This is a genomic window from Aquipseudomonas alcaligenes NBRC 14159, assembly GCF_000467105.1.
Taxonomy (GTDB): domain Bacteria; phylum Pseudomonadota; class Gammaproteobacteria; order Pseudomonadales; family Pseudomonadaceae; genus Aquipseudomonas; species Aquipseudomonas alcaligenes.
The window spans coordinates 19,675-43,581 of record NZ_BATI01000021.1 but is presented as its reverse complement, the minus strand read 5'-3'; the positions used below and the strand labels follow the sequence as shown (position 1 = coordinate 43,581).

Annotated in this window: 22 protein-coding genes; 8 read left to right on the top strand and 14 right to left on the bottom strand. The window is 68.7% G+C overall.

Annotated elements, in window-relative coordinates; genetic code table 11:
- Positions 1 to 42: 42 nt before the first annotated feature.
- Positions 43 to 333: a hypothetical protein gene (locus tag PA6_RS13190; protein ID WP_021701426.1), complete on the bottom strand. Its 291-nt coding sequence runs from the start codon at positions 331 to 333 to the stop codon at positions 43 to 45.
- Positions 334 to 413: 80 nt separating this feature from the next.
- On the opposite strand from PA6_RS13190, the gene pbpC reads away from it, so the two are divergent.
- Positions 414 to 2,735 (top strand): peptidoglycan glycosyltransferase PbpC, encoded by a 2,322-nt coding sequence (gene pbpC, locus PA6_RS13185; protein ID WP_043216677.1) that lies wholly within the window; start codon positions 414 to 416, stop codon positions 2,733 to 2,735.
- Positions 2,736 to 2,742: 7 nt separating this feature from the next.
- Here the strand turns inward: pbpC and PA6_RS13180 are convergent, their stop codons facing one another.
- The 8 genes from PA6_RS13180 to ada all read right to left on the bottom strand — a co-directional run bounded on the left by PA6_RS13180 (position 2,743) and on the right by ada (position 8,424).
- Positions 2,743 to 3,801, bottom strand: a complete 1,059-nt coding sequence (locus PA6_RS13180) for a GGDEF domain-containing protein (RefSeq protein ID WP_255209927.1) — start codon at positions 3,799 to 3,801, stop codon at positions 2,743 to 2,745.
- A gap of 150 nt (positions 3,802 to 3,951) precedes the next feature.
- Entirely contained in the window at positions 3,952 to 4,395 is a 444-nt protein-coding gene (locus PA6_RS13175; protein WP_021701423.1) for a DMT family transporter, read from the bottom strand.
- A gap of 53 nt (positions 4,396 to 4,448) precedes the next feature.
- A complete protein-coding gene (locus PA6_RS13170) occupies positions 4,449 to 4,937 on the bottom strand; it encodes a GNAT family N-acetyltransferase (RefSeq protein ID WP_021701422.1) in 489 nt (162 codons plus the stop codon).
- Positions 4,938 to 4,944: 7 nt separating this feature from the next.
- Positions 4,945 to 5,505: a DUF4136 domain-containing protein gene (locus PA6_RS13165; protein WP_021701421.1), complete on the bottom strand. Its 561-nt coding sequence runs from the start codon at positions 5,503 to 5,505 to the stop codon at positions 4,945 to 4,947.
- Positions 5,506 to 5,569: 64 nt separating this feature from the next.
- A complete protein-coding gene (locus PA6_RS13160; protein WP_021701420.1) occupies positions 5,570 to 6,160 on the bottom strand; it encodes a DUF4136 domain-containing protein in 591 nt (196 codons plus the stop codon).
- 87 nt (positions 6,161 to 6,247) lie between these two features.
- A complete protein-coding gene (locus PA6_RS13155) occupies positions 6,248 to 6,997 on the bottom strand; it encodes a methyltransferase domain-containing protein (RefSeq protein WP_021701419.1) in 750 nt (249 codons plus the stop codon).
- Positions 6,994 to 7,296 carry a nucleotide pyrophosphohydrolase gene (locus tag PA6_RS13150; protein ID WP_021701418.1) on the bottom strand — a complete coding sequence of 101 codons (303 nt, stop codon included), beginning with the start codon at positions 7,294 to 7,296 and terminating at the stop codon, positions 6,994 to 6,996. Before PA6_RS13150 ends, PA6_RS13155 begins: the two co-directional genes overlap by 4 nt.
- A gap of 90 nt (positions 7,297 to 7,386) precedes the next feature.
- A complete protein-coding gene (gene ada, locus PA6_RS13145) occupies positions 7,387 to 8,424 on the bottom strand; it encodes a bifunctional DNA-binding transcriptional regulator/O6-methylguanine-DNA methyltransferase Ada (protein WP_021701417.1) in 1,038 nt (345 codons plus the stop codon).
- A 124-nt stretch (positions 8,425 to 8,548) separates the two neighbouring features.
- Between ada and PA6_RS13140 the strand changes: the two genes are divergently transcribed.
- The 5 genes from PA6_RS13140 (at position 8,549) to bfr (ending at position 15,866) form a co-directional block, all read left to right on the top strand.
- A complete protein-coding gene (locus PA6_RS13140; RefSeq protein WP_043216687.1) occupies positions 8,549 to 12,037 on the top strand; it encodes a response regulator in 3,489 nt (1,162 codons plus the stop codon).
- A 16-nt stretch (positions 12,038 to 12,053) separates the two neighbouring features.
- Entirely contained in the window at positions 12,054 to 13,235 is a 1,182-nt protein-coding gene (locus tag PA6_RS13135; RefSeq protein WP_043216686.1) for a response regulator, read from the top strand.
- Positions 13,236 to 13,336: 101 nt separating this feature from the next.
- Positions 13,337 to 14,224 carry a PA4780 family RIO1-like protein kinase gene (locus PA6_RS13130; RefSeq protein WP_021701414.1) on the top strand — a complete coding sequence of 296 codons (888 nt, stop codon included), beginning with the start codon at positions 13,337 to 13,339 and terminating at the stop codon, positions 14,222 to 14,224.
- A 92-nt stretch (positions 14,225 to 14,316) separates the two neighbouring features.
- Positions 14,317 to 15,204, top strand: a complete 888-nt coding sequence (locus PA6_RS13125) for an EamA family transporter (protein WP_021701413.1) — start codon at positions 14,317 to 14,319, stop codon at positions 15,202 to 15,204.
- A 197-nt stretch (positions 15,205 to 15,401) separates the two neighbouring features.
- Positions 15,402 to 15,866 carry a bacterioferritin gene (gene bfr, locus PA6_RS13120; RefSeq protein ID WP_021701412.1) on the top strand — a complete coding sequence of 155 codons (465 nt, stop codon included), beginning with the start codon at positions 15,402 to 15,404 and terminating at the stop codon, positions 15,864 to 15,866.
- A 57-nt stretch (positions 15,867 to 15,923) separates the two neighbouring features.
- Here bfr and PA6_RS13115 read toward each other — a convergent pair whose 3' ends face one another.
- The 4 genes from PA6_RS13115 to PA6_RS13100 form a co-directional block, all read right to left on the bottom strand.
- Positions 15,924 to 18,086, bottom strand: coding sequence for a TonB-dependent siderophore receptor (locus PA6_RS13115; RefSeq protein WP_021701411.1), 2,163 nt, complete (start codon positions 18,084 to 18,086; stop codon positions 15,924 to 15,926).
- 200 nt (positions 18,087 to 18,286) lie between these two features.
- On the bottom strand, positions 18,287 to 18,700 hold the full coding sequence (gene cueR / locus PA6_RS13110) for a Cu(I)-responsive transcriptional regulator (protein ID WP_021701410.1): 414 nt from the start codon (positions 18,698 to 18,700) through the stop codon (positions 18,287 to 18,289).
- Positions 18,697 to 21,081: a heavy metal translocating P-type ATPase gene (locus PA6_RS13105; RefSeq protein ID WP_021701409.1), complete on the bottom strand. Its 2,385-nt coding sequence runs from the start codon at positions 21,079 to 21,081 to the stop codon at positions 18,697 to 18,699. Before PA6_RS13105 ends, cueR begins: the two co-directional genes overlap by 4 nt.
- 72 nt (positions 21,082 to 21,153) lie before the next feature.
- The gene (locus PA6_RS13100; protein WP_043216684.1) at positions 21,154 to 21,522 is read right to left on the bottom strand and encodes a hypothetical protein; all 369 of its coding nucleotides are present in this window, start codon (positions 21,520 to 21,522) and stop codon (positions 21,154 to 21,156) included.
- 227 nt (positions 21,523 to 21,749) lie between these two features.
- Between PA6_RS13100 and PA6_RS13095 the strand changes: the two genes are divergently transcribed.
- Positions 21,750 to 21,947, top strand: coding sequence for a heavy-metal-associated domain-containing protein (locus tag PA6_RS13095; RefSeq protein ID WP_021701407.1), 198 nt, complete (start codon positions 21,750 to 21,752; stop codon positions 21,945 to 21,947).
- Between the two features lie 17 nt (positions 21,948 to 21,964).
- Here the strand turns inward: PA6_RS13095 and PA6_RS13090 are convergent, their stop codons facing one another.
- Entirely contained in the window at positions 21,965 to 22,597 is a 633-nt protein-coding gene (locus PA6_RS13090) for a TetR family transcriptional regulator (RefSeq protein WP_021701406.1), read from the bottom strand.
- Between the two features lie 154 nt (positions 22,598 to 22,751).
- On the opposite strand from PA6_RS13090, the gene PA6_RS13085 reads away from it, so the two are divergent.
- Positions 22,752 to 23,900 (top strand): efflux RND transporter periplasmic adaptor subunit, encoded by a 1,149-nt coding sequence (locus PA6_RS13085; protein WP_021701405.1) that lies wholly within the window; start codon positions 22,752 to 22,754, stop codon positions 23,898 to 23,900.
- Positions 23,901 to 23,907 lie beyond the last annotated feature (7 nt).

Below are 23,907 nucleotides of genomic sequence, written 5' to 3'. Positions count from 1 at the left end.
CTTCCCCGGATTGCATCCGGGCTACAGGGCCTTGAGTGCTGCTCAACTCACAATCAAACTCAACAACCACAACCCCAGCAACCCATAGATCACCATGCGCACAAAGGCCTTGCGCATGCCGGCGCGGACGGCGGCGTAGAGCAGCAACAGGCCGCAGACCATGGCGACGATGCTGAGTAGGCCGACGTCGGTGCCTAGCGCCGAGGCCATGCCGTCGAGGAAGCTGCGGCCGATGTCGGCGAAGAGACCGAAGAAGCCGCTGAGGGCTTCGACGATGAAGCGGATCAGGGTGCCGAGGGCATGGCCCAACCATTCGAAGAAGTCTTGGATCAAGGTATGAACACCCGTAGTGCCGCTAAGAGTTGCCGAGCAGCATGCCATAGCCGGTGCCCCGTGCGCAGCGAGGGCCGGCGATGAAGCGTTGGCGGCGCAGGCTGTTGCTGGTTGGTCTGTCGCTGGCCCTGCTGTGGCTGGCCGACCGTCTTTTTCCGCTGCCGCTGCCGGAGGATGGTCTGGCCCGTGTGGTGCTGGCCGAGGACGGTACGCCGCTGTGGCGCTTCGCCGATGCCGAAGGCGTGTGGCGCTATCCGGTGGCCACGGACGCGGTCTCGCCCTACTACCTCGAGGCACTGCTGACCTACGAGGACCGCTGGTTCTACCAGCACCCCGGGGTCAACCCGCTGGCCCTGGGCCGCGCCGCCTGGCAGAACCTGTCCGGCGGGCGCGTGCTGTCTGGTGGTAGCACCCTGTCGATGCAGGTGGCGCGCCTGCTCGACCCACACGAGCGCAGCCTCGCCGGCAAGTTCAAGCAGCTGTGGCGCACCCTGCAGCTGGAGTGGCACCTGTCCAAGGACGAGATCCTCGCCCTCTACCTCAACCGCGCGCCCTTCGGCGGCACCCTGCAGGGCGTGGCGGCGGCCAGCTGGGCCTACCTGGGCAAGCCGCCAAGCCAGCTGACCCGCGCCGAGGCTGCGCTGCTTGCGGTGCTGCCGCAGGCGCCCAGTCGGCTACGTCCGGACCGCCACCCTGAGCGTGCCCAGGCCGCCCGCGACAAGGTGCTGCGGCGCCTGGCGCAGTTCCAGCAATGGCCACGGTCGGCGGTGGACGAGGCGCTGCAGGAGCCGGTGCTGCTGGCGCCGCGCCAGGAGCCCAACCTAGCGCCGCTGCTGGCACGACGGCTGAACGTGGCGGGCAGCCCGCCGCTGATCCGCACCACGCTCGATGCCAATCTACAGCGGCGCCTGGAAGACCTGCTGCTGGGCTGGCGCGCGCGCCTGCCGGAGCGCACTTCGGCGGCCATCCTTGTGGTCGACAGCGAGAGCATGGCGGTGCGCGCCTACCTCGGTTCGCTGGATGTCGGCGACGACAAGCGCTACGGCCATGTCGACATGATCCGCGCCCAGCGCTCGCCCGGCTCCACCCTCAAGCCGTTCCTCTACGGCCTGGCCATGGACGCCGGGTTGATCCATTCCGAGTCGCTGCTGCAGGACGTGCCGCGGCGCTACGGCGACTACCGGCCGGGCAACTTTGCCGCCGGCTTTATCGGCCCAGTGTCGGCCAGTGAGGCCCTGGCCACCTCGCTCAACCTACCCGCCGTGCAGTTGCTGGAAGCCTACGGACCCAAGCGCTTCGCCGGCGAGCTGCGCGGTGCCGGCGTGCCGCTGGCGCTGCCGGCTGGCGCAGAGCCGAACCTGGCGCTGATCCTCGGCGGCGCCGGCAGCCGCCTGGAGGAACTGGTGGCCGGCTACAGCGCCTTCGCCCGTGGCGGTGTGGCCGCGCGGCCACGGCTGCAACCGCAGGACGCCCTGCACGAGCGGCGCCTGCTCTCGCCGGGCGCGGCCTGGGTGGTGCGGCGCATTCTCGCCGGGCAGGCGCGACCGGATCGCGACCCGCGCGCCGAGCTGGTGCAGCGTCCCGTATTGGCCTGGAAGACCGGCACCAGCTACGGCTTCCGCGATGCCTGGGCGATCGGCGTCGGTCCGCGCCACCTGATCGGGGTGTGGATCGGCCGCCCGGACGGCACCCCGGTGCCCGGCCAGTTCGGCCTGGCCTCGGCCGCACCATTGCTGCTGCAGGTGCACGACCTATTGGTCAACCGCGACCGCCAGCGCGGCCTGGTGCCGCCGCCACAGGAGGTGCCGGCGAGCATCGGCGTGGCGGCGATCTGCTGGCCGCTGGGCCAGGCGCTGGCCCGCGACGACCCCAACTGCCGGCGCCAGCGTTTTGCCTGGACCCTCGATGGCACGGTTCCGCCGACCCTGCAGGCGGCCGACCAGCCGCTGGGCCTGGGCTTGAGTCAGCGCGTCTGGCTGGATGCGTATGGCCGGCAGGTGGCGGCCAGTTGCGAAGGCGCGCGGGAAGCCCAGATCGCCCTGTGGCCGGCGCCGCTGGAGCCTTGGCTGCCACGCCGCGAGCGGCGTGCCGCGCGGTTGCCGGCGGCCTCGGCCGAGTGCCCGCCGGCACTGCCGCTACCGGCGGCGCCGCTGTCCATCGTCGGGGTGCGCGAGGGCGATCGCCTACGGCGTCCGGCCAGCAGCGCCGGGCCCCTGCAACTCAAGCTTTCGGCCCTGGGGGGCAGCGGCACGCGCTGGTGGTTCCTCAATGGCATGCCGGTGGCCGAGAGCCAGCCCGGCGAGAGCATCGAGCAGAAGCTCACGGCGAGCGGGCTGTATCAGCTCAGTCTGCTGGACCAGAGTGGGGCAACGGCGCGGGTCGAGTTCCAGCTCGGCGACTAGCGCCGGCTCAGGCCTCGGCCAGGGCCAGGCGGTCGCGCCCCTCGGCCTTGGCGCGGTACAGGGCATCGTCGACGCGCTTGAAGAAGGCTTCGGCGCTCTCGTCCTGGGCCGGGTCGAAGCCGCCGACCCCCAGGCTGGTGGTCAGCGGCAGGCGCTGGCCGTGCAACACGAAGCCCTGCTCGGCCAGCTCGGCGCGGAAGCGCTCGGCCACCTCGCAGGCTTCCTTGAGCGGCGTGCCGGGCATCAGCACACCGAATTCCTCGCCGCCCAGGCGCAGCAGGGCGTCGCTGTCACGGCGGAACACTCGGCGCATGCGCTCGGCGAAGTCGCTGAGGCAGGCGTCGCCGCTGCTATGGCCGTATTCGTCGTTGATCCGCTTGAAGAAGTCGATATCCAGCAGCACCAGGCTCAGCGGGTTGTCCTGGCGCCGGGCGCTGGCCACCATGGCTGGAAACAGGCCGTTGAACTGCAGGCGGTTGCCCAGCTGGGTCAGGCTATCGGTGCGGCTGAGCTGCTCGTAGCGCTCGCGCTGCTCGACCAGTTGCTGCTCCATGGCCAGGGTGCCGTGGTACTCGCGATGGCTGCGGTTCAGCGCCAGCAGCAGGTAGCTGAGGTAGAACGCCAGGGTTACCGCCAGGGCTTCCTGATGCGGCCATTGCCAGGCCAGCACGGCCAGGCCCGGCAGGTACAGCAGCAGGATGGCCAGCACGCAGCGCTGTTTGCGCATGGGGAAGTTGAAGGCCATGGCGGTGCTGAAGGCGACGGTGCTGAGGGTGGCGATCAGCCGCGAGGGCTCGAACTCCGGGCGCAGCAGCGCCCAGGCATGGGCCAGGCCCCAGCCCAGGCTGTTGATCAGAATCAGCAGCCAGTGGCGGTCGATCCATTGCTGCAGGCAAGCCTGGTTCTGCTGGCTGGGCAGCTGGTGCAGCCAGCGCAGCGCTAGGGTCAGGGTGAAGAACAGGGTGCCGATACCAGCGAGCAGCGGCATGGCGGTTGGCGCGGCGGAGAAGCCCCAGGTCAGCAGCCAGGCGAGCAGGTAGTAGATGCCACCCAGGCGGGTGCGCACGCGAGCATCCTGCGCTTCCCTGAGGAGGGGGAACGCGGCGCTGTGGGGGAACTGCGGATTGGAGGCCATGTGTTGTGATCACAAATGCGGCATATCAGCAGCATAGCGTCGCAACGGAGCCAAGGAAAGCAAAGTGCCAGCATTCCGTCGTCAGCCGCGACGAATGAGCCAGACTCCGCCGATGATCAGGGCCAGACCGGCGGCCTTGCCCAGGGTGATCGGCGCCTCGCGAAAGCCCGCCCAGCCGTTGTGGTCGAGCAGCAAAGCCATGCCCAGCTGACCGGCCAGCACCAGCACCATGAACAGCAGGGCGCCGATGCGCGGCCCGGCGAAGGCGGCCGTGGCGATGAAGAAGGCGCCCAGCAGGCCGCCACTCCAGTGCCACCAGGTCAGGCCCTTGAAGGCGGATAGCCCGGCAACCTCGCGCTGGGACAGCACGATGATCAGCAGCGCCAGGGTGCCGACCAGGAAGGACACCAGGGCGGCGGCCATCACGCTGGACAGGTGCTTGGCCAGCTGGCCGTTGATGCCGGCCTGCAGCGGCATCACGGCACCGGCGAGCAGGGGCAGGACGAGTAGCCACCAGTTGGGCATGGCGGTCTCCGGGTAACAGGGGGCAACTATTATGCGCTTTGCTGTCCTGGTGGTCAGCTTACGAGCTCTTTGGCGAACTGCACCAGGGCCACGCGGTGCTGGCCGCGCTGGCGCTCGACCAGGCCGCTCAGGCGATAGCCCAGGCGCGCATAGAGCAGCAGGCCGGCGCTGTTGTCGTTGAAGCAGGAGACGCGCAACTCGCGGGCGGCGAAATCGCGCCGGGCCAGTTGTTCCATCACTCCGACCAGGTATTGCGCCACGCCCTGGCCGCGTGCCCAGGGCGCGATCATCAGGTTGCCCAGGGCGCAGTACTCCCCGGCCACGCTCTGGTAGAAATTGGCGAAGCCGGCGGGGCGGCGGTCGAGCAATGCCAGGGTGCTGCCCTGGCGTTCGGCGCAGGCGGCGGCCAGCTGCTCGCGGCTCAGCGGCCAGTGCGCACGTGGAAAGGCATAGAAGAGTTCATCGGCGTTGCGCACGAAGTGCGTCACGGCGTCGAGGTCGTCGTCCGTGGCAGGACGATGGGTCAGCAGCTGGTCGCTCATCGGGGGCTCAGTGTGGAGGGTAGTGGGCCAGGACCTGGGCGACGGTGTCGCGGATCGCCGCTTCGCGTTGCGCCGGGCTCTGCGCCGAGGCGCGCATCACCTGTTCGGCACTGCCCCGCCAGACCAGCTTGCCGTCGCGGCCGTCGAGCAGGTCGATCTGCACCGTCGCCACCTGGTAGTCGACGGTGCGGGTCTCGCTGTAGGCCGGGCCGCCCCAGCCGCCATCCCAGTATCCGCCCCAGTAGCCGCCGTAGTGGCTGCTGACCTGTTCCTGGCGCTGGTCGACGATCAGCCAGGCCTGTACCCGCAGGTCGCTCGGTTTGCCGGGCTGGGCCGGGCGCAGGCCGCGCTGCTCAAGTTGCTGCTCGATGGCGCTGCGGATGCGCTGCTCGGTCAGGTCACTGCGCAGCCGCGGATCGTCCGGGCGATATTGCAGGGCCGGCTCCTGCCAACTCCAGCTGCTGTAGGCGGCGAAATCGCGGCTGGTGTCGAAGTCGCGCTCGATGCGCGGGCTCTGGCAGGCGCCGAGGAGCAGCAGGATCGAGACCAGTAACAGGCGCGGGAACATGGCGGTAACCTCCGTGCTAGGGCCTCTATCCAACTGCAAGCGGGACTCTTCGGCAAGCGCCATTTCACTCCGGCGGATAGGCGCCCAGGGTGTCGGCGACGGCTCGGCGCAGGGCGTCTGCGCGTTCGCTCTGGCTGCCTTCGCTGCGCGCCTCGCCAATGCCGCTCCACACCGGCTGGCCGTCGCGTCCGTCGTAGAGCTCGATGCGCACCACTGCCACTTCCACCTCGTAGGTGCGCACCAGCGGCACGCTGCCATACATGCCGTAGTGGTCGCCGTAGGGACCGTGACCGTAGTAGCTGCCGTAGTCGTCGCGCACCTGATACTGGCGCCGCTCCAGGCTGACCGCGGCGCTTACCTGCAGGTCGGCCGCCTTGTTGCCCTGGGCCGGGCGCAGGCCGCGCTGGTCCAGGCCGCCCGCGACCGCCTCGGCGACCAGCGCGCCTTCGGCCCAGGCGCTGCCGGTCGGCAGCTCGCGCCAGGCCCAGTCGCGGTAGCGGCCATAGTCGCGCGGTGTGGCCGGGTAGGCGCTGCGGTCGAAATGGCTGGCGGCGCCGGGCGGCGCGGGCGGTAGTGGCTTGCCGTCGGCCTGGTAGGGGTTGGAGCTCTGGCAGGCAGTGAGCAGCAGGAGCAGCGGCAGAGTGAAGGCTTTCATGATGGCTCCGGGATCATGCGGAGGTTGGCTCAGCGTAGCCCGGATGTAATCCGGGGGCAGGCGAATCCTTCCCGGATTTCATCCGGGCTACAAGGGCCGGCAGACCCAGTGCAGGTAGCGGCCGAGACCGGCGAAACTCGGATGGCGGCGGTAGGCCAGCTCCATTTCCAGCAGGTCGGCCAGTTCGGCCTTGGCCTGGAACTCGGCCGGCATGTAGTCATGGAATACCCGCACCCCGCTGCGGCTTTCGACCCGCCAGAGGGCGTCGAGTTGCGTGGCCAGTTCACGCGGGTCGAGCGGCTGCTGCGGGGTCAGGCTCTGCCCCTCGCCGGCGAAGCGCTCCTTGCGCAGCTTGCGGAAATGCCCCTTGAGCAGGTTGCGGTAGACCAGCGCATCCTTGTTGTAGAAGGCCAGCGACAGCCAGCCCTCGGCGGCGGTCAGCTGGTGCAGCACGGGCAGGATGGCGTGCGGCTCGGCCAGCCATTCCAGCACTGCGTGGCACAGCACCAGGTCATAGGGTTGGGTGAGTTGTCCGAGCAGGTCCTGCCAGGGCGCCTGGATGAAGGTGGCCGCGACGCCGGCTTCGGCGAAGCGCTGGCGTGCCCCCTCCAGCATTGGCGCGGCGGGTTCGGCCAGGGTCACCTGGTGGCCGCGCTGGGCCAGCCACAGGCTCATGTGGCCGAGGCCGGCGCCGACGTCGAGCACCCGTAGCGGGCGTTCCGGCAGGGCTTCCTTGAGGTCGGCCTGCAGCACGGCCAGGCGGATGGCGCCCTTGGCGCCGCCGTAGATCTTCTCGGCGAAGCGGGTGGCCAGTTCGTCGAAATGGCGGTCGCTCATGCGAAGCGCCTCTCGCTGTCGGCCAGCTTGGCGCGCACCGCCTGCTCCAGATCGATGCCCAGCTCGCTGCACAGCAGCAACAGATAGAGCACGATATCGCCGACTTCCTGGCCGGCATGCTCCAGCTGCTCGGCCGGCAGCTGGCGCGATTCGTCTTCGGACAGCCACTGGAAGATTTCCACCAGCTCGGCCATCTCTACGCTGGCGGCCATGGCCAGGTTCTTCGGGCTGTGGAAACGGCGCCAGGCGTTGTGGTCGCGAATGGCATGCAGGCGGCGGGTGAGTTCGGCGGTGTCCATGGGCTCTCCTTCGGGCCGCATAGCTTCGGCCCGGCAGAGGATTGTCGCAAGTATGGAGCTGACTCCCTCTCCCAGGGGGAGAGGGGATCATCAGTCACCCAGGGTGGCGCCTTCCTGGTCCAGCAGCGCCTGTTTGCGCGGCACGCCCCAGCGGTAGCCGGTGAGCGCGCCCTTGGCGCCGACCACCCGGTGGCAGGGCACCAGCAGGCCCAGCGGATTGCTGGCACAGGCTCGGGCCACTGCGCGGGCGTGGCTGCCGAGCTGCTCGGCCAGTTCGCCGTAGCGCCGCGTCTGCCCCGGCGGAATCTCGCGCAGAGCCTGCCAGACCCGCTGCTGGAAGGCGCTGCCGCGCAGGTCCAGCGGCAGCCTGGCGGCGCGCTGCGGTTCCTGCACCTGCTGGAGCACTTCGCGCAGCCAGTCGCGCAGGCCGCGCTGGTCACGTTGGAGTTCGGCGGCGGCGAAGCGCTGCTGCAGTTCGGCCTCCAGTTCGCTCTCGTCGTCGCCAAACAGCAGGGCGCAGACGCCCTTGTCGCTGGTGGCGAGCAGCAGCAGGCCCAGCGGGCAGTCGCTGATGGCGTAGCGCAGCACCTCGCCGGCGCCCTGCTGGCGCCGCTGCGCCGGGCTCAGTGCGGCAGGCTCTTCATAGAGTGCACGGGTGCCGGAGTAGCCGGCCTCCAGCGCCGCCTGCAGCACCGAACCGGCCTGCGGCAGGCTGGCTTCCAGGCGCTGGCGTCGTTGCGCGGCCAGCCAGGCGCGCGGGGTCATCCCGGTGCGCGCCTTGAAGGCCCGCGCCAGGTGCGAGGCGGACAGGCCGATGCGCGCCGCTAGCTGATCCAGAGTCGGCGCCTGCTCGCTGCTTTCCAGCAGGCGGCAGGCAGCCACCACCAGCGCGTCGAGCTGTTCGGCCGGGCTCTTGCCGTGCGGCGAGCAGCGCTTGCACGGACGGTAGCCGGCGGCCTCGGCGCTGGCCGCATCGGCATGAAAGCTGACGTTGTCGCGCCGTGGCCGCCGTGCCGGGCAGCTGGGTCGGCAGTAGATGCCGGTACTGCGCACGGCGAAGACGAACTGCCCATCAAAGTGCGCATCGCGCTCGCACAGGGCTTGCCAGCAGTGGTCGTGATCGAGCATGGCGGACGTTCCCCCGAGTCCTGATGGGCTGATTGTCGGCCCGACCGTCAGCGCTGCCAATCCGCATCTGACTTTCAAAGTGCTGACTAAGCTGAGCGAATCCAGCGTCGACCCGGAAACGCCCATGCCGCGCCTCTGTTGCCTGCTTCTGCTCTGCCTGCTGCCGCTGCTGGCCCGGGCCGACCTGCGCCTGACCGAGGAGGAGCGCGCCTGGCTGGCCGAGCACCCGGTGCTGCGGGTCGGCGTCGAGCGTGATGGCTGGCCGCCGTTCGATGTGATCGACCCGCAGGGGCGCCACCGCGGCCTCAGCGGCGACTACCTGGCGCTGCTGGCCGAGCGCCTCGGCCTGCGCCTGCAACCGGTGCTGCTGGACGACTGGGACGCCGCCCTGCAGGCCCTGCGCGAGGGCCGGGTCGACCTGCTGCCCTCGGTGGCGATGACGCCCGAGCGCCAGGCCTACATGGCCTTCAGTGCGCCCTATCTGGTCAGCAGCCTGATCTTCACCCGCGCCGACGTCGCGGTGCAGCGCCCCCGCGACCTGGCCGGCAAGCGGGTGGCCATCGAGCGTGGCTATGTGCTGCAGCAGGCACTGCGCGACAAGGTGGCGGGCGTGCAGCTGCTGGAGGTGCGCGATACCGAGTCGGCCCTGCGCGCCGTCTCGTCCGGCCGCGCCGAGGCCTACGTCGGCGACATGATCGTCGCCAGCTACCTGATCCGCGAGCTGAACCTGACCAACCTGGAACTGCGCGGCGAGACCGGGCTGTCCACCAGCGAATTCCGCTTCGCCACGCGAATCGACCAGACCCAGCTGGTCGCCCTGCTGGACAAGGCCCTGGCCAGCCTGGACGAGGCGGAGCAGGCCGCTATCAAGGAACGCTGGCTGCCGCCGCTGACCGCCTTCAACTGGCGGCGCCTGCTGCAGGTCGGCTGGCCCTACCTGCTCGGCCTGCTGGCCCTGGTGGCCTTCGTGCTGTTGTGGAACCGCCGCCTGGCGGTGCAGATCGCCGAGCGCCAGCGCGCCGAGGCCGAGGCGCAGCGCCAGCGCAGCACCCTGGTGGCGCTGATCAACGCGATTCCCGATCCGATCTGGTTCAAGGACGCGCAGGGCCGCTACCTCGGCATCAACCAGGCGTGCGCCGAGCTGTTCGGCAAGACCGCCGAGGAGGTCATCGGCCGCCGCGACGGCGAGCTGCTGCCGGCAGCCTGGGCCGCGGCGCGTGCCGAGCATGACCGCACGGCGATGAACTGGCCTCATCCGTACGAGAGCGAAGGGCGGGTGACCTACCCGGACGGCCGCCAGGTGGTGCTCGACACCCTGCGCACGACCTTTCGCGATGACCGGGGGCACCTGCTCGGCCTGGTCGGCGTGAGCCGCGACATCACCGTGCGCAAGCAGACCGAGGCCGAGCTGGCCAAGGCCAAGGATCTGGCCGAGGAGGCGGCGCGGCTGAAGTCGGACTTCCTGGCCAACATGAGTCACGAGATCCGCACGCCGATGAACGCCATCATCGGCATGTCGCACCTGGCGCTGAAAACCGACCTCAGCCCGCGCCAGCGCGACTACCTGAACAAGATCCAGCAGGCCGGCCAGCACCTGCTGGGGATCATCAACGACATCCTCGACTTCTCCAAGATCGAGGCCGGCAAGCTGACCATCGAGCACATCGAGTTCGACCTGCAGCAGGTGCTGGAGAACCTCGCCAGCCTGATCGGCGACAAGGTCGGCGCCAAGGGCCTGGAGCTGGTGTTCAACCTCGACCCCGAGCTGCCCCAGCACCTGGTGGGCGACCCGCTGCGCCTGGGGCAGATCCTGATCAACTACGCCAACAACGCGGTCAAGTTCACCGAGCAGGGCGAGGTGGAGGTGATCCTGCGCGGCGAGGGGCACACGGCCGATGGCGTGCTGCTGTACCTGGGCGTGCGCGACACCGGCATCGGCCTGACGACGGAGCAGCAGAGCCGCCTGTTCGAGTCATTCCAGCAGGCCGACAGCTCAACCACCCGCAAGTACGGCGGCACCGGCCTCGGCCTGGCCATCTGCAAGAGCCTGGCCGAAGCCATGGGCGGTAGCGTCGGCGTGGACAGTGCCGCGGGGCGCGGCAGCCTGTTCTGGTGCCGGGTGCCGCTCGGCATCGCCCGCCAGCAGGGCCAGCGCCTGCTGGCGCAGAGCGACCTGCGCAGCCGCCGCGTGCTGGTGGTGGATGACAACGACAGCGCGCGCCAGGTGCTGCGCGACATGCTGGAAAGCATGAGCTTTCGCGTCACGGCGGTGGCGTCCGGCAAGGCTGCCCTGCAGCAGGTGCAGGAGGCGGCGCTAAGCCACGAGCCGTTCGAGCTGCTCGTGCTGGACTGGCAGATGCCCGGCATGGACGGCCTGGAGACCGCCCGGCGGGTGCGCGAGCTGGGCCTGCAGCCACCGCCGCATCTGTTGATGGTCACCGCCTATGGCCGCGAGGAGGTGATGCTGGGGGCCGAGCGGGTCGGCATCGAGGACGTACTGCTCAAGCCGCTCAACCCCTCGCTGCTGTTCGACGCGGTGATCCGCAGCCTGGGCGGCGAAGGTGAAGCCCAGGGCTTCGCCCGCCTGCCGGTGGGCGAGGCGGTACCCGACTTCAGCGGCCAGCGCGTGCTGCTGGTGGAGGACAATGAACTTAACCGCGAGGTGGCCTGCGGCCTGCTGCAGGAGAGCGGCCTGCAGATCGACCAGGCCGAGCATGGCCAGGTGGCCCTCGACCTGCTGCGCGCTCATCCGGATGGCCACTACGCGCTGGTGCTGATGGACATGCAGATGCCGGTGCTCGATGGCATCGCCACCACCGAAGTGTTGCGCCGCGAGCCGCGCTTCGCCGCCCTGCCGATCGTGGCCATGACTGCCAACGCCATGCCCGCCGATCGCGAGCGCTGCCTGGCGGCGGGGATGAACGATCACCTGGGCAAGCCGATCGAGCCGGCCGAGTTGTGGAATACCCTGCGGCGCTGGCTGCAGGCGCGTGCCGAGGCACCCGGTAGCGCGCCGCCGCAGGGCCTGCCGGACTGGCAGCTGCCGGGCGTCGACCTGGCCAGCGGCCTGCGCCGGGTGCTGGGCAAGCCCGAGCTGTATCGCCGCCTGCTGGACAAGTTCGCCGCCAGCCAGGCCGAGTTCGCGCCGCGCCTGCGCCAGCTGCTGGCCGCCGGCGAGCAGGAGGGTGCCGAACGCGAGGCGCACAGCCTCAAGGGCCTGGCCGGCAACCTCGGTGCCGGCGACCTGGCGGCGCAGGCGGCGGCCCTGGAAAGCGCGATCAAGGATGCCCGCCACGACGAGCTGGGCGTGCTGCTCGGCGAGCTGGAGCGCAGCCTGGCCGAGCTGCTCGCGGCGATCCGCGCGCTGCCCGTGGCGCAGGCCTTGGCCGAGGTCGACCCACAGCAGCTGCTGCCGGTGTGCCAGCAGCTGCTGCGCCTGTTCGGCGACGACGACCCGCGTGCCGGAAAAGTCTTCGACGAGCAGGCCGAACTGCTGCGCAGCGCCTTTAATGATGCATATGCCCCGCTGGCGGCGGCGGTCCACGGTTTCGACTTCGAGCGGGCCCGGGCCCTGCTGCGCCAGGCCGCGCAGCAACAGGGGCTGGGGCTCTGAACAGGGGGTATGGATGATGGTGGAAATGCTCGACCGGCCCGACCAGCCGCTGATCCTGCTGGTCGACGACACCCCGGAAAACCTCACGCTGATGAGCGAGCTGCTGGCCGACCACTACCGGGTCAAGGTCGCCAACCACGGTGCCAAGGGCCTGCGCATCGCTGCCGAGAGCCAGCCCGACCTGATCCTGCTGGACATCATGATGCCGGAGATCGACGGCTACGAGGTGTGCCAGCGGCTCAAGGCCGACCCGGCCACCGCCGAGATCCCGGTGATCTTCCTCACCGCCAAGAGCGAGCAGGCCGACGAGCAGCAGGGCTTTGACCTGGGCGCGGTGGACTACATCACCAAGCCGATCAGCCCGCCCATCGTCCTCGCCCGCGTGCGTGCGCAACTGCAGCTCAAGGCCAGTGCGGACTTCCTGCGCGACAGGAGCGAGTACCTGGAGTGGGAGGTGCGCCGCCGCACCCGTGATATCCAGCGCCTGCAGGAGGTGACCATCGAGGCCATGGCCGGCCTCGCGGCGATGCGCGACAACCCCTGCGGCAAGCACCTGGCGCGTATCGAACCGTACATGGTCGAGCTGGCCGCCACCCTGGCCCGTCAGCAACCGCTGCTGGCCGAGGAGCTGCATGAGGCGCGCATCGCCCAGCTGGGCAAGTCGGCGCTGCTGCACGGCATCGGCAAACTGGTGCTGCCCGACCGCATCCTGCTCAGCCCGGTGCCGCTGCAGGGCGACGATCTCAAGCTGCTGCACAGCCATGCCCAGGCCGGGCGCGACGCCCTGCTGGCCGCCGAGGCCAAGCTGGGCAGCGTCACCGACTTCCTGCGCGATGCCCGCGACATCGTCTACAGCCAGCACGAGCACTGGGACGGCAGCGGCTATCCGCAGGGCCTGCACGGCGAGCAGATTCCGCTGGCGGCACGGCTGATGGCGGTGGTCGGCGCCTACGAGGAGCTGACCAGTCACCACCCCTACCGCCAGGCGCTGCCCTGCGCCGAGGCGGTGGCGCAGATCAGCGCGGCCAGCGGTACGCGCTTCGATCCCTCGGTGGTGCTGGCGCTGATCGAGACGGCCGAGCCTTTCGCCGAGATCGCCCGCGCGCACGCCGACGATGCCGCCTCGCTGCGCTGCGAGCTGCAGCGCCTGGAGGAGTCGCTGGGCGAGAGCATCGAGCTGACTCTGCCGCCGGGTTGAAGCATGCCGTTCGCGAGGCGATTCCGCTTCGCGCTGGCGGGCCGGCGGCGGATTGCCGTATAACGCCTGCTGATTTCCCCACCGGAGCCCCTTGGCACGCGATGAAGACCCCGAAACGCCTGGAACCCCTGCTCGAAGATGGCCTGATCGACGAGGTCGTGCGCCCGCTGATGAGCGGCAAGGAAGCTTCGGTCTATGTAGTGCGCTGCGGCAAGGAACTGCGCTGCGCCAAGGTCTACAAGGAGGCCAACAAGCGTGGCTTCCGCCAGGCCGCCGAGTACCAGGAGGGCCGCAAGACCCGCAACAGCCGGGATGCCCGCGCCATGGCCAAGGGCAGCAAGTACGGGCGCAAGGAGCAGGAGGAGGCCTGGCAGAACGCCGAGGTGTCGGCGCTGTTTCGCCTGGCCGCCGCCGGCGTGCGGGTGCCCAAGCCCTACGACTACCAGGATGGCGTGCTGCTGATGGAGATGGTCGACGACGGCTATGGCGACGCCGCGCCGCGCCTCAACGATGTCGACCTGCTGCCCGAGGATGCCCGCGAGTTCCACGCCTTCATGATCGGCGAGATCGTCAAGATGCTCTGCGCCGGCCTGGTGCATGGCGACCTGTCGGAATTCAACGTGCTGCTCGACCCGCACGGCCCGGTGATCATCGACCTGCCGCAGGCGGTGGACGCGGCGGCCAACAACCATGCCTTCAGCATGCTCGAGCGCGACGTGCGCAACATGGCCGAGTACTTCGGCCAGTTCGCCCCGGAGCTGCTGGAGACCCGCTACGCCAAGGAGATGTGGGCGCTCTACGAGGACGGCAAGCTGACCCCCGAGACTCAGCTGAGCGGCCGTTTCGCCGAGCCGGAGGCGGAGGCCGATGTCGGCGCGGTGCTGCGCGAGATCAAGGCGGCGCTGGCCGAGCAGGCGCGCCGCGAGGCCGCGCGCAACGCCGAGGATGCCCCGCACGACGAGCCGCCACCGCCGCCTTGGGCGCAGTGAGGCCCGCTGTCCGGTCGCGATAGGCGGCAACTGTACCGGGCAGGGGAGGCGGGGCGCTGCTAGTGTGCGAGCACTGACTCCGGAGTCCGTCCATGCCGCTGCCGCATATTCTCCTGGCCCTGCTGGTCACCCTGATCTGGGGTGTCAACTTCGTGGTGATCAAGGTCGGCCTGGAAGACTTCCCGCCGCTGCTGTTCTGCGCCCTGCGCTTCGCCCTGGCGGCGCTGCCCCTGTTGTTCCTGCGCGGGCCGTTGCCGGCGCCGCTGTGGCGCATCGTGCAGATCGGCGTGCTGCTCGGGGTGATCAAGTTCGGCCTGCTGTTCGTCGGCATGCACCTGGGCATGCCGGCCGGGCTGTCCTCGCTGGTGCTGCAGAGCCAGGTGTTCTTCACCGTGCTGATCGCCGCGCTGCTGCTCGGCGAGCGCCCCAGCGTGCGTGCGCTGGCCGGCTTGCTGCTGGCGGCCGGCGGGTTGCTGCTGATCGGCCTGCAGCGGCCGCTGGGTGACAGCCTGCTGGGCTTCGTTCTGGTGATTGCCGCGGCGCTGGCCTGGGCCTTCGCCAATATCGCCACCAAGCGCTCCGGGGCCAGCGACATGCTGCGCCTGATCTGCTGGGTCAGCCTGGTGCCGGTGCTGCCGCTGCTGGGGCTGTCGTACGTCTTCGAGGGGCCGCAGGCGATGGGCGCGGCCATCGACAATCTGAGCTGGCGCGGCTTGGGCGCGCTGCTGTACATCGCCTTCCTGGCCACCACGGTTGGCTTCGCCATCTGGAGCTTCCTGCTGCGTCGCTACCCGGCCAGCGTGGTCACGCCCTTCGCCCTGGCGGTGCCGGTGTCCGGCCTGCTTGCCGGTTGGCTGCTGCTCGGCGAAGCGCTCAGCGTAATGGGATGGCTGGCCTGTGCACTGGTGTTCGGCGGCCTGGCGATCAGCCTGTTGCCGGCCGGTTTTTACCGCGGCGTGATGCGCCCGCGCGCGGGCTGACGGCGCCATTAGATGACAGGGCGTTACCCCTGCGAACCGCTTGCGACTGCTAGCGGGTTTTGTTCCTGCAGCCCAGCTGCCATGCAGCTTTGCGTCAATGAGAATCGCTCCGTGAAGGATGTCGTTCTGCGGCTTGACCAATCCCGCCGGAGGGTCGAAGCTGCCTCTCTGAACAGGGTTTTAGCAGGACATGAGTCATGAAAGGCGCGACCGAAGTCGTCGAATATCTCAAGGAGCTGCTGCGCGGCGAGCTGGCGGCTCGCGACCAGTATTTCCTGCATTCGCGGATGTACCAGGACTGGGGCTTTGAGAAGCTCTACGAGCGGATCAACCACGAGATGGAGGAGGAGACCGAGCACGCCGATGCGCTGCTCAAGCGCATCCTGTTCCTCGAGGGGACGCCGGACATGCGGCCGAAGAAGATGCACCCGGGCGCCACCGTGCCGGACATGCTCAAGAGCGACCTCAAGCTCGAATACGAAGTGCGCGCGGCCCTGGCCAAGGGCATCGAGCTGTGCGAGCAGCATGGTGACTACATCAGCCGCGAGATCCTCGAGGTGCAGCTGCACGATACCGAGGAAGACCATGCCTACTGGCTGGAGAAGCAGCTCGGGCTGATCGAACGGATCGGTCTGCAGAACTACCTGCAATCCCAGGCCTGATTTGGCGATGGCATGAAAAAAGGGAGCCTCGGCTCCCTTTTTTCATAGGCGGCTGGCTTACAGGGTCCACTTCACGCTGAACATGGCGTTGCGTGGCGCGCCGTAGTTCAGGTTGCCGAAGCTGATGCCGCTGTAATAGTGCTTGTCGAACAGGTTGTTGATGTTCACCCGGGTGTCGATGTGCTCGTTCACCTTGTAGCCGACCATCAGGCCGACCAGCGCGTAGCCTTCCTGCTCGAAGTCATACTCGGTGTTCTGCGTGGCGTTCTGGCCGATCACGTCACCGCCGACGCGCCATTGGTGCAGCTCGCCCGGCAGGTTGTAGACGGTGGCCAGCTTGTACAGGTGGCGCGGCTTGGTCTGGTCGAAGTATTCGCCTTCCAAGTCCTCGTTGGCATCCTGCTTGTACTTGGCCTCGACGTAGGTGTAGGACGCGCTGGCGTTCCAGTTCTCGCTCAGCGCACCGCTGACCTCGAAGTCGATACCCTGACTGCGCACCTTGCCGGCAGCACGCTGGCAATAGGCGGCGGTCGGGTTGGCAGGGCACGGGCTGGGGCCCGAGGTGTCGTCCACGGCACGGTTCAGCTGGTCGACCTGGAACAGCGCCACGTTGGCGTTCAGCGCGCCGTCGAAGTACTCGCCCTTCAGGCCGATCTCGTAGTTCTGGCCTTCGATCGGATCGAGCAGGCTGTTGGACGAGTCGAACACGGTCTGCGGTTTGAAGATGTCGGTGTAGCTGGTGTAGACCGAGTAGGTCTCGTTGAGGTCATAGATCACCCCGGCGTAGCGGGTGAGGTTGCGGGTGACCTTGTAGCTGTCGGTGTCGGCTTCCATCTCGTACCAGTCGAGGCGCGCGCCGAGAATCACTTTCAGCGGGTCGGCGATGTTGAAACGGCTGGTGACGTAGGTGCCGGTCTGCTGCTCGTCGGTCTTCATGCCCCACAGACGCAGGTTCAGGTCGGGCCGGAGGGTGGAAGTCGGGTCCCATTCGGTCGGGTTTAGACCGCTGGCCAGGCCGCCGTTCTTCATCTCGATATCGCCCCAGCCGCCATGGCCGTCGAAGGCTTCCTCGCGGTAGCTGGTGCCGAAGACCAGCTCGTGCTCGCGGCCGAACAGCTGGAACGGGCCGGAGGCGACGGCATCGTAGCTGCTGTGGTCGTCGGTGTAGATGTAGTTGCCGGCGGACTGGGTGATCTCGTCACCGAGGTAGTAGTTGTACATGCCCAGCATGTGGATGCGGCCCCACATCTTGTTCATCGCCAGCTTGAGCTTCCAGCCGTTGTCGAAGCGGTGCTCGATGTCGCTGAACAGGTGGGTGGTGGTGGTATCCCAGTAGGACCAGTCGGCGCCGTAGTAGCTGTCGCGATCCAGGCCCAGGTCGCCGCCGCCCGGGGCGAAGGGCAGGCCCACCCAGTTGTCGTTCTTGTTGTCGTTCTGGTATGAGGCGCCGAGCGTCAGGGTGGTGGCCTCAGTCAGGTCCGCCTCGGTGATGGCGTAGAGCAGGCCGCGCTCGCTGCTGACGTAATCCTGGAAGCTGCCCTGGTCCTGGTAGGCGGTGACCACGCGTCCGCGCAGGGTGCCTTCGGCATTCAGCGGGCCGGAGACGTCCGCCTCGGTGCGGTAATGATCCCAGCTGCCGAGGCTGGCGCCGATGCTGGCCTGCGGCGTGGCGGTGGGGCGCTTGCGCACCAGGTTGATGGCGGCTGCCGGGTTGCCGGCGCCCTGCATCAGGCCGGTGGCACCGCGGACGATCTCGACGCGGTCGTACATGGCCAGGTCGGCGGCGGAGATCACGTCCTGGGTGTACATGGAGACGCTGGTCGGCAGGCCGTCGTACATGATGTTGTCGACGTCGAAGCCGCGCGCGCTGTAGTTCTGGCGCGCCGGACCGTACTGGTTGACGGTCAGGCCGGGGGTGTACTTGACCACGTCATTGAGGTTGTTCATGCCCTGGTCGTCCATGCGCTGGCGCGTGATCACGCTGACCGACTGCGGGGTCTCGCGGATCGACAGCGGCAGCTTGGTGCCGGTGGCCATGGCGCCGGTGGTGTAGGAGCGGGTGCCTTCGGTGGTGGCCTGATCCTGCAGACCCTGGCCCTCGATCTGGGTCGCCTCCAGCTGGACGGTTTCGTCCTTCTGCTCGGCGGCGTGTGCGGCATTGGCAAAGCACAGGCTGACCGCGATGGCGGCCGCCAGCGGCGAAAGGTGGTGGCGATGCATGTGATGTCCCCTAGACGAGTTCTGGCAGATGGTCTTGTGCTGCTCTGCGGGGCAGGCAGGCCGCTTTTTGGCTCGTCCGTGAGGGCTATCGATCTGTTGCGTACTGTCGATGCGGCGGCGCGATTCTAAGGGGATGTAAAAGATTCGTAAATGATAATTTATATCGGTTGGTTTTATTTGCTATCTGATATAAATAGTCATTAGCGCTCTGGCTGGGTGTGACAGCAACCCGACTCCAGGTCACGCAGAATCGGGCAATCCGGGCGGTGGTCGCCCTGGCAGTGCTGTACCAGGTCGCTCAGGGTGTCGCGCAATGCGCTCAGCTCGGCGATCTTGCGGTTCAGCTCGTCGACGTGCGCCAGGGCCAGCGCCTTGACGTCGGCGCTGGCGCGCTCGCGGTCCTGCCACAGGGCCAGCAGCTTGCCGACTTCCTCCAGCGAGAAGCCCAGGTCGCGCGAGCGCTTGATGAAGGCCAGCACATGCAGGTCCTGCTCGCCGTAGCGGCGGTAGCCGCTGTCGCTGCGCCCGGCAGGGCGCAGCAGGCCGATGGATTCGTAGTAGCGGATCATCTTGGCGCTGAGTCCGCTGTGCTGGGCGGCCTGGCCGATGTTCATGAGCGTTGCTCCATGCCGGGTTTCCAGGTGTTGAGCAGCAGCGCGTTACTTAGCACGCTGACGCTGGACAGGGCCATGGCGGCGCCGGCCACCATCGGGTTGAGCAGGCCGGCGGCCGCCAGCGGGATGCCCACCAGGTTGTAGATGAAGGCCCAGAACAGGTTCTGCTGGATCTTGCGCCAGGTGCGCCGGCTGATCTCCAGCGCGGCCGGCACCAGGCGCGGGTCGCCGCGCATCAGGGTGATGCCGGCAGCGTGCATGGCCACATCGGTGCCGCCGCCCATGGCGATGCCGACATCGGCGGCCGCCAGGGCCGGGGCGTCGTTGATGCCGTCACCGACCATCGCCACGCTGATGCCCGCGCGCTTCAGCGCGGCGACATGGGCCGCCTTGTCTGCCGGCAGGACATGGGCATGCACCTGATCGATGCCCAGGGCGCGGCCCACGGCATTGGCGCTGCCGGCGTTGTCGCCGCTGATCAGGTGGCTCTCGATGCCCTGGTCGCGCAGCGCGGCGACGGCCGCCGCCGCGCCTGCCTTGAGGCTGTCGCCGAAGGCCAGCAGGCCCAGCACCCGTGCCGGCTGCCCCTGTTCGATCAGCCAGGACAGGGTGCGCCCCTCGGCCTCCCAGGCCGTGGCCTGCTGGCGCAGCGGACTGCCGAGCTGCAGTTCGTCGAACAGGCGCTGGTTGCCCAGGGCCAGCGCGCGGCCTGCCACTTCACCGCGGATGCCGCGGCCGGCCAGGGCCTGGCTGGCGGCCAGCGGCGGCAGGGTCAGGCCTCGCTCGCCTGCGGCGTCGAGCACGGCACGCGCCAGCGGGTGTTCGCTGCCCTGCTGCAGGGCGCCGGCCAGGCGCAGCAGTTCGTTTTCCTCGATGTTGTCGCAGGCCAGGTGGACGATGCGCGGCTGGCCGGAGGTGAGGGTACCGGTCTTGTCGAAGGCCACCACCGCAACCTTGTGCGCCAGCTCCAGGGCTTCGGCGTCCTTGATCAGGATGCCGTGGCGCGCCGCCACGCCGGTGCCGGCCATGATCGCCGCCGGGGTGGCCAGGCCGAGGGCACAGGGACAGGCGATCACCAGCACCGCCACCGCGTTGATCAACGCCTGTTCCAGGCTGGCGCCGGCGAGCAGCCAGCCGCCAAGGGTGAGCAGGGCGATCAGCAGTACGGCCGGGACGAACACCGCGCTGACCCGGTCCACCAGCTTCTGGATCGGCGCCTTGGCGGCCTGGGCGTCCTCGACCAGGCGGATGATCCGCGCCAGCACCGTCTCGCCGCCCAACGCTGTGGTACGCACGATCAGCCGGCCTTCGCCATTGATGGCGCCACCGGTAACCCGGTCACCCGGGCCCTTGGCCACCGGCAGGCTTTCGCCGCTGATCAGCGCCTCGTCGGCCTGGCTGTGGCCGTCGAGCACTTCGCCGTCCACCGGGAAGCGTTCGCCGGGGCGCACCACCACGCGGTCATCCAGGCGCAGGGCGGCAATCGCCACCTCTTCCTCGCGACCGTCCACCAGGCGCGTGGCGCGTTCCGGGCGCAACGCCTCGAGTGCGCGGATGGCCGCGCTGGTCTGGCGCTTGGCGCGGCTCTCCAGGTACTTGCCGAGCAGCACCAGGGCGATGACTACCGCCGAGGCCTCGAAATACAGGTGCGGCACATGGTGTTCGGCCGTGGCCCAGAGGTACAGGCTCAGGCCGTAGCCCGCGCTGGTGCCCAGGGCCACCAGCAGGTCCATGTTGCCGCTGCCGGCCTTCAGCGCCTTCCAGGCCGCCCGGTAGAAGCGCGCGCCGAGGACGAACTGCACCGGCGTGGCCAGCAGGAACTGCACCCAGGCCGGCAGCATCCAGTGCAGACCGGCCCATTCGGCCAGCATCGGCACCACCAGGGGCGCGGCCAGCAGCAGGGCGAGGATCACCGCCAGGCGTTCGCGGCGCAGGGCGGCCTGCGGGTCCCGAGCCGGCGCCGCGTCGAGCAGGCTGGCGGTGTAGCCGGCGTCTGTGACGGCGGCGATCAGCGCGGCACTGGCGGTGCCTTCGAGCATCTCGACATGGGCGCGCTCGCTGGCCAGGTTGACGCTGACCCGGCGCACCCCGGTGACCTTCAGCAGCGCCCGCTCGATGCGCCCGGCGCAGCTGGCGCAGGTCATGCCACCGAGGTTCAGCTCCAGGCTCTGCAGCGGTACCGAATAGCCGGCCTGCTCGACGGCCGTCAGCAGCTCGTCCAGGCGTTCGCGCGGGGCGGTGATGCGGGCCTGTTCGGTGGCCAGGTTGACGCTGCTCTGTTGTACCTCGGGCACCCGGCTGAGGGCGCGCTCGACGCGGCCGGCGCAGCTGGCGCAAGTCATGCCGCGAATGGGCAGGTCGAAGGTCTGCAGGTTGGACATGGGCGATTCCTCCTCGATTCGCCCACAGGATCAACCTTGACACTGGGTCAAGGTCAAGCCCCGCCTGCGCCTTCAATAATTCTGCGGTGCCGGGATCAGCTGCAGGCCCAGCGAGTCCATGGCGATGCGGTACTTGAGCACCTCGCCGGTGTGGATCTGCAGGGTCTGGCTACGCAACTGCTCGAAGCGTGGCTGGCACTGGTGGCCGCCAAGCTGACCGAGACGCACCTGCACCTGACCCGGGGGCAGGTTGAGGGTGATCGACTGTCCCTGGTACAGACGCGCCGTCAGGTTGCCCTGCAGGTACAGGCCGATATCGCAGGGCGTGGAGACCTCCAGGCGCTCGCGCGAGACGATCAGTACGCCATAGTCGATGGGCGTTGGCAGGGTCATCGGCGCCAGCGGCACGCTGGCCGGTTGCGCGGCGGGGGCGGGCATCATGGCGGCCGGCTCCGGTACCGACTCGTCGGCCAGGGCGGGCAGGCAGAACAGGGCGAGCAGGGCGATTGGCAGGCGCATGCGGGTCTCTCCTGAAGCGTGTTGCCAGCTTGGGCCAGGTCGCTCGCGACTACAAGTCGCAGGGCTTGACCTTGCCATCGTGGCAGGCTTGAGACTGTTCGCAGAGCCAGCGACAAGGCTCATGGTCACCACAGTCAGAGGTATAGGTTATGCAGATCCTGAAAGTTTCCGGTATGTCCTGCGGTCACTGCGTACGCGCCATCACCCAGGCGGTGCAGGCCGGCGATCCGGCCGCGGAGGTGCAGGTCGATCTTGGCGCCGGCGAGGTGCGGGTTTCCAGCCGGCTGAGCCTGGAGCAGCTGCTGCAGGCGATTCGCGCCGAGGGCTACGAGGTCGAGGCCGCCTGAGCGATGCGCCGGCCCGGCTAGCGGGCCGGCGGATTCCAGTCGCGCAGCAGGCCCTGCATCAGCGCGTCGATCAGCGCGCGGGTGTCGCTGAGCGGGTCGAAGAGCTGCGGGTCGCGGGTCCAGTCGGTGAACAGGCCGAGGATCTGCGCATGCAGCGCGCGCGCCGCCAGGCGCGGCGTCAGGCCGGGACGCAGACGCGCCTGGCTGTCTGGCAGGGCGAACAGCGCCTCGACCAGGGCGATGAACTGGTCGATGAAGGCATTGTGGCGGCGTTCGGCCTCGCGCAGTTCGTCGGTGAACTCGCAGCGGTGCAGCAGGATGGTGAAGATGCGCCGGCGCTGCTGGTCGCGCGCCAGATTTTCGATGGCCTCGATGCACAGGTCGCGCAGCGACAGCAGCGGGTCGCCAGCGGCGGGGTCGCACAGGCGCTCGGTCAGCTGTTCGGGCGGCAGGCGCACCTGGCTGAGCAGTTCGTGGAACAGATGGGCCTTGTTCTCGAAATGCCAGTACACCGCGCCGCGGGTCACGCCGGCGGCCTTGGCGATCTGCTCCAGGGTGCTGTGCGCCACCCCCTTTTCCAGGAACAGCAGCTCGGCCGCGGCGAGGATCGCGGTGCGGGTTTGCTCGGCTTGTTCTTTGGTTCTGCGCATGGCGACGTCAGCTAATCGGTCTAGGCTTTCGTTTTGGGGAACGCAGTTTAACGATATTTGCGCCGTGCCTTGGTTTACATGCCTGAAAGTATGTCACTAGCATGGCCCTTTCTTTCCGGGCCCTGCCCGATTCTGATGTCACGGAGAAGACCCGATGCTCGCTCGCTCCCATGCTCTCGCGCTCACCACGCTGACCCTGGGGGTGTTGCTGACCCCGGCGCTGCAGGCCGCCGAGACCACCCAGCAGATGCCGCCGCCCGAGGTGGTGGTGGAAACGGTGAAGGTCGAGTCGCTGCCACTGCAGTTCGAATACCCGGCGCGCACCGCCGGCTATCGCGAGGTGCAGGTGCGTGCCCAGGTCAGCGGCATCCTGCAGGAGCGTACCTACCAGGAGGGTAGCCAGGTCAAGCAGGGCCAGGTGCTGTTCCGCATCGACCCGCGTCCCTACCAGGCCGCGCTGGCCCGCGCCAAGGGCGCCCTGGCGCAGGAGCAGGCGCGCTACCGGCAGACCGAGCGCGACCTCAAGCGTATCCGCGAGCTGCAGGGCAAAGGCTTCGCCAGCGAGAGCGAGCTGGACAACGCCATCTCCAACTTCGAGCAGAGCAAGGCCAACATTGAGGCCGCCAAGGCCGAGGTCCAGTCCAAGCAGATCGACCTCGACTACACCACGGTGGAAGCGCCGATCTCCGGCATCACCAGCAAGGAAACCGTGTCCGAGGGTAGCCTGATGGTGGCCGGCGATCCCAATGCCAGCCTGCTGACCCAGATCACCCAGCTCGACCCCATCTACGTCAACTTTGCCGCCCCGGATCGCGAAGTCTCCAGCGTGCGCAGCCGTCTGCAGAGCGGCAACCTGGTGCGCGAGGGCGGCTCGCAGATGAGCGTGGAGATCAGGTTCGGCGATGGTTCCAGCTACCCGCTGGAAGGCAAGGTCGATTTCACCGACAGCACCATCGACCGCAGCACCGGTACCGTCAGCGTGCGTGCCGTGGTGCCCAACCCGGACCAGGCGCTGATGCCCGGCCAGTTCGTGCGCGTGCTGGTCAAGGGCATCACCAAGCCGAATGCCATGACGGTCCCCGAACGTGCGGTCTCCCAGGGGCCGAGTGGCACCTTTGTCTACGTGGTGGATGAGCAGGGCATGGCACGCATGCGCCCGGTGACCACCGCACATACCGCCGCCGGGCGCTGGGTGGTGGACAGCGGTATCGCCGCTGGCGACCGGGTGATCGTCGAGGGCCTGCCCAAGGTGCGGCCCAACACGCCGGTCAAGGTGGTCGCCGCTGCACAACCCCAGCAGTAAGGAGCGC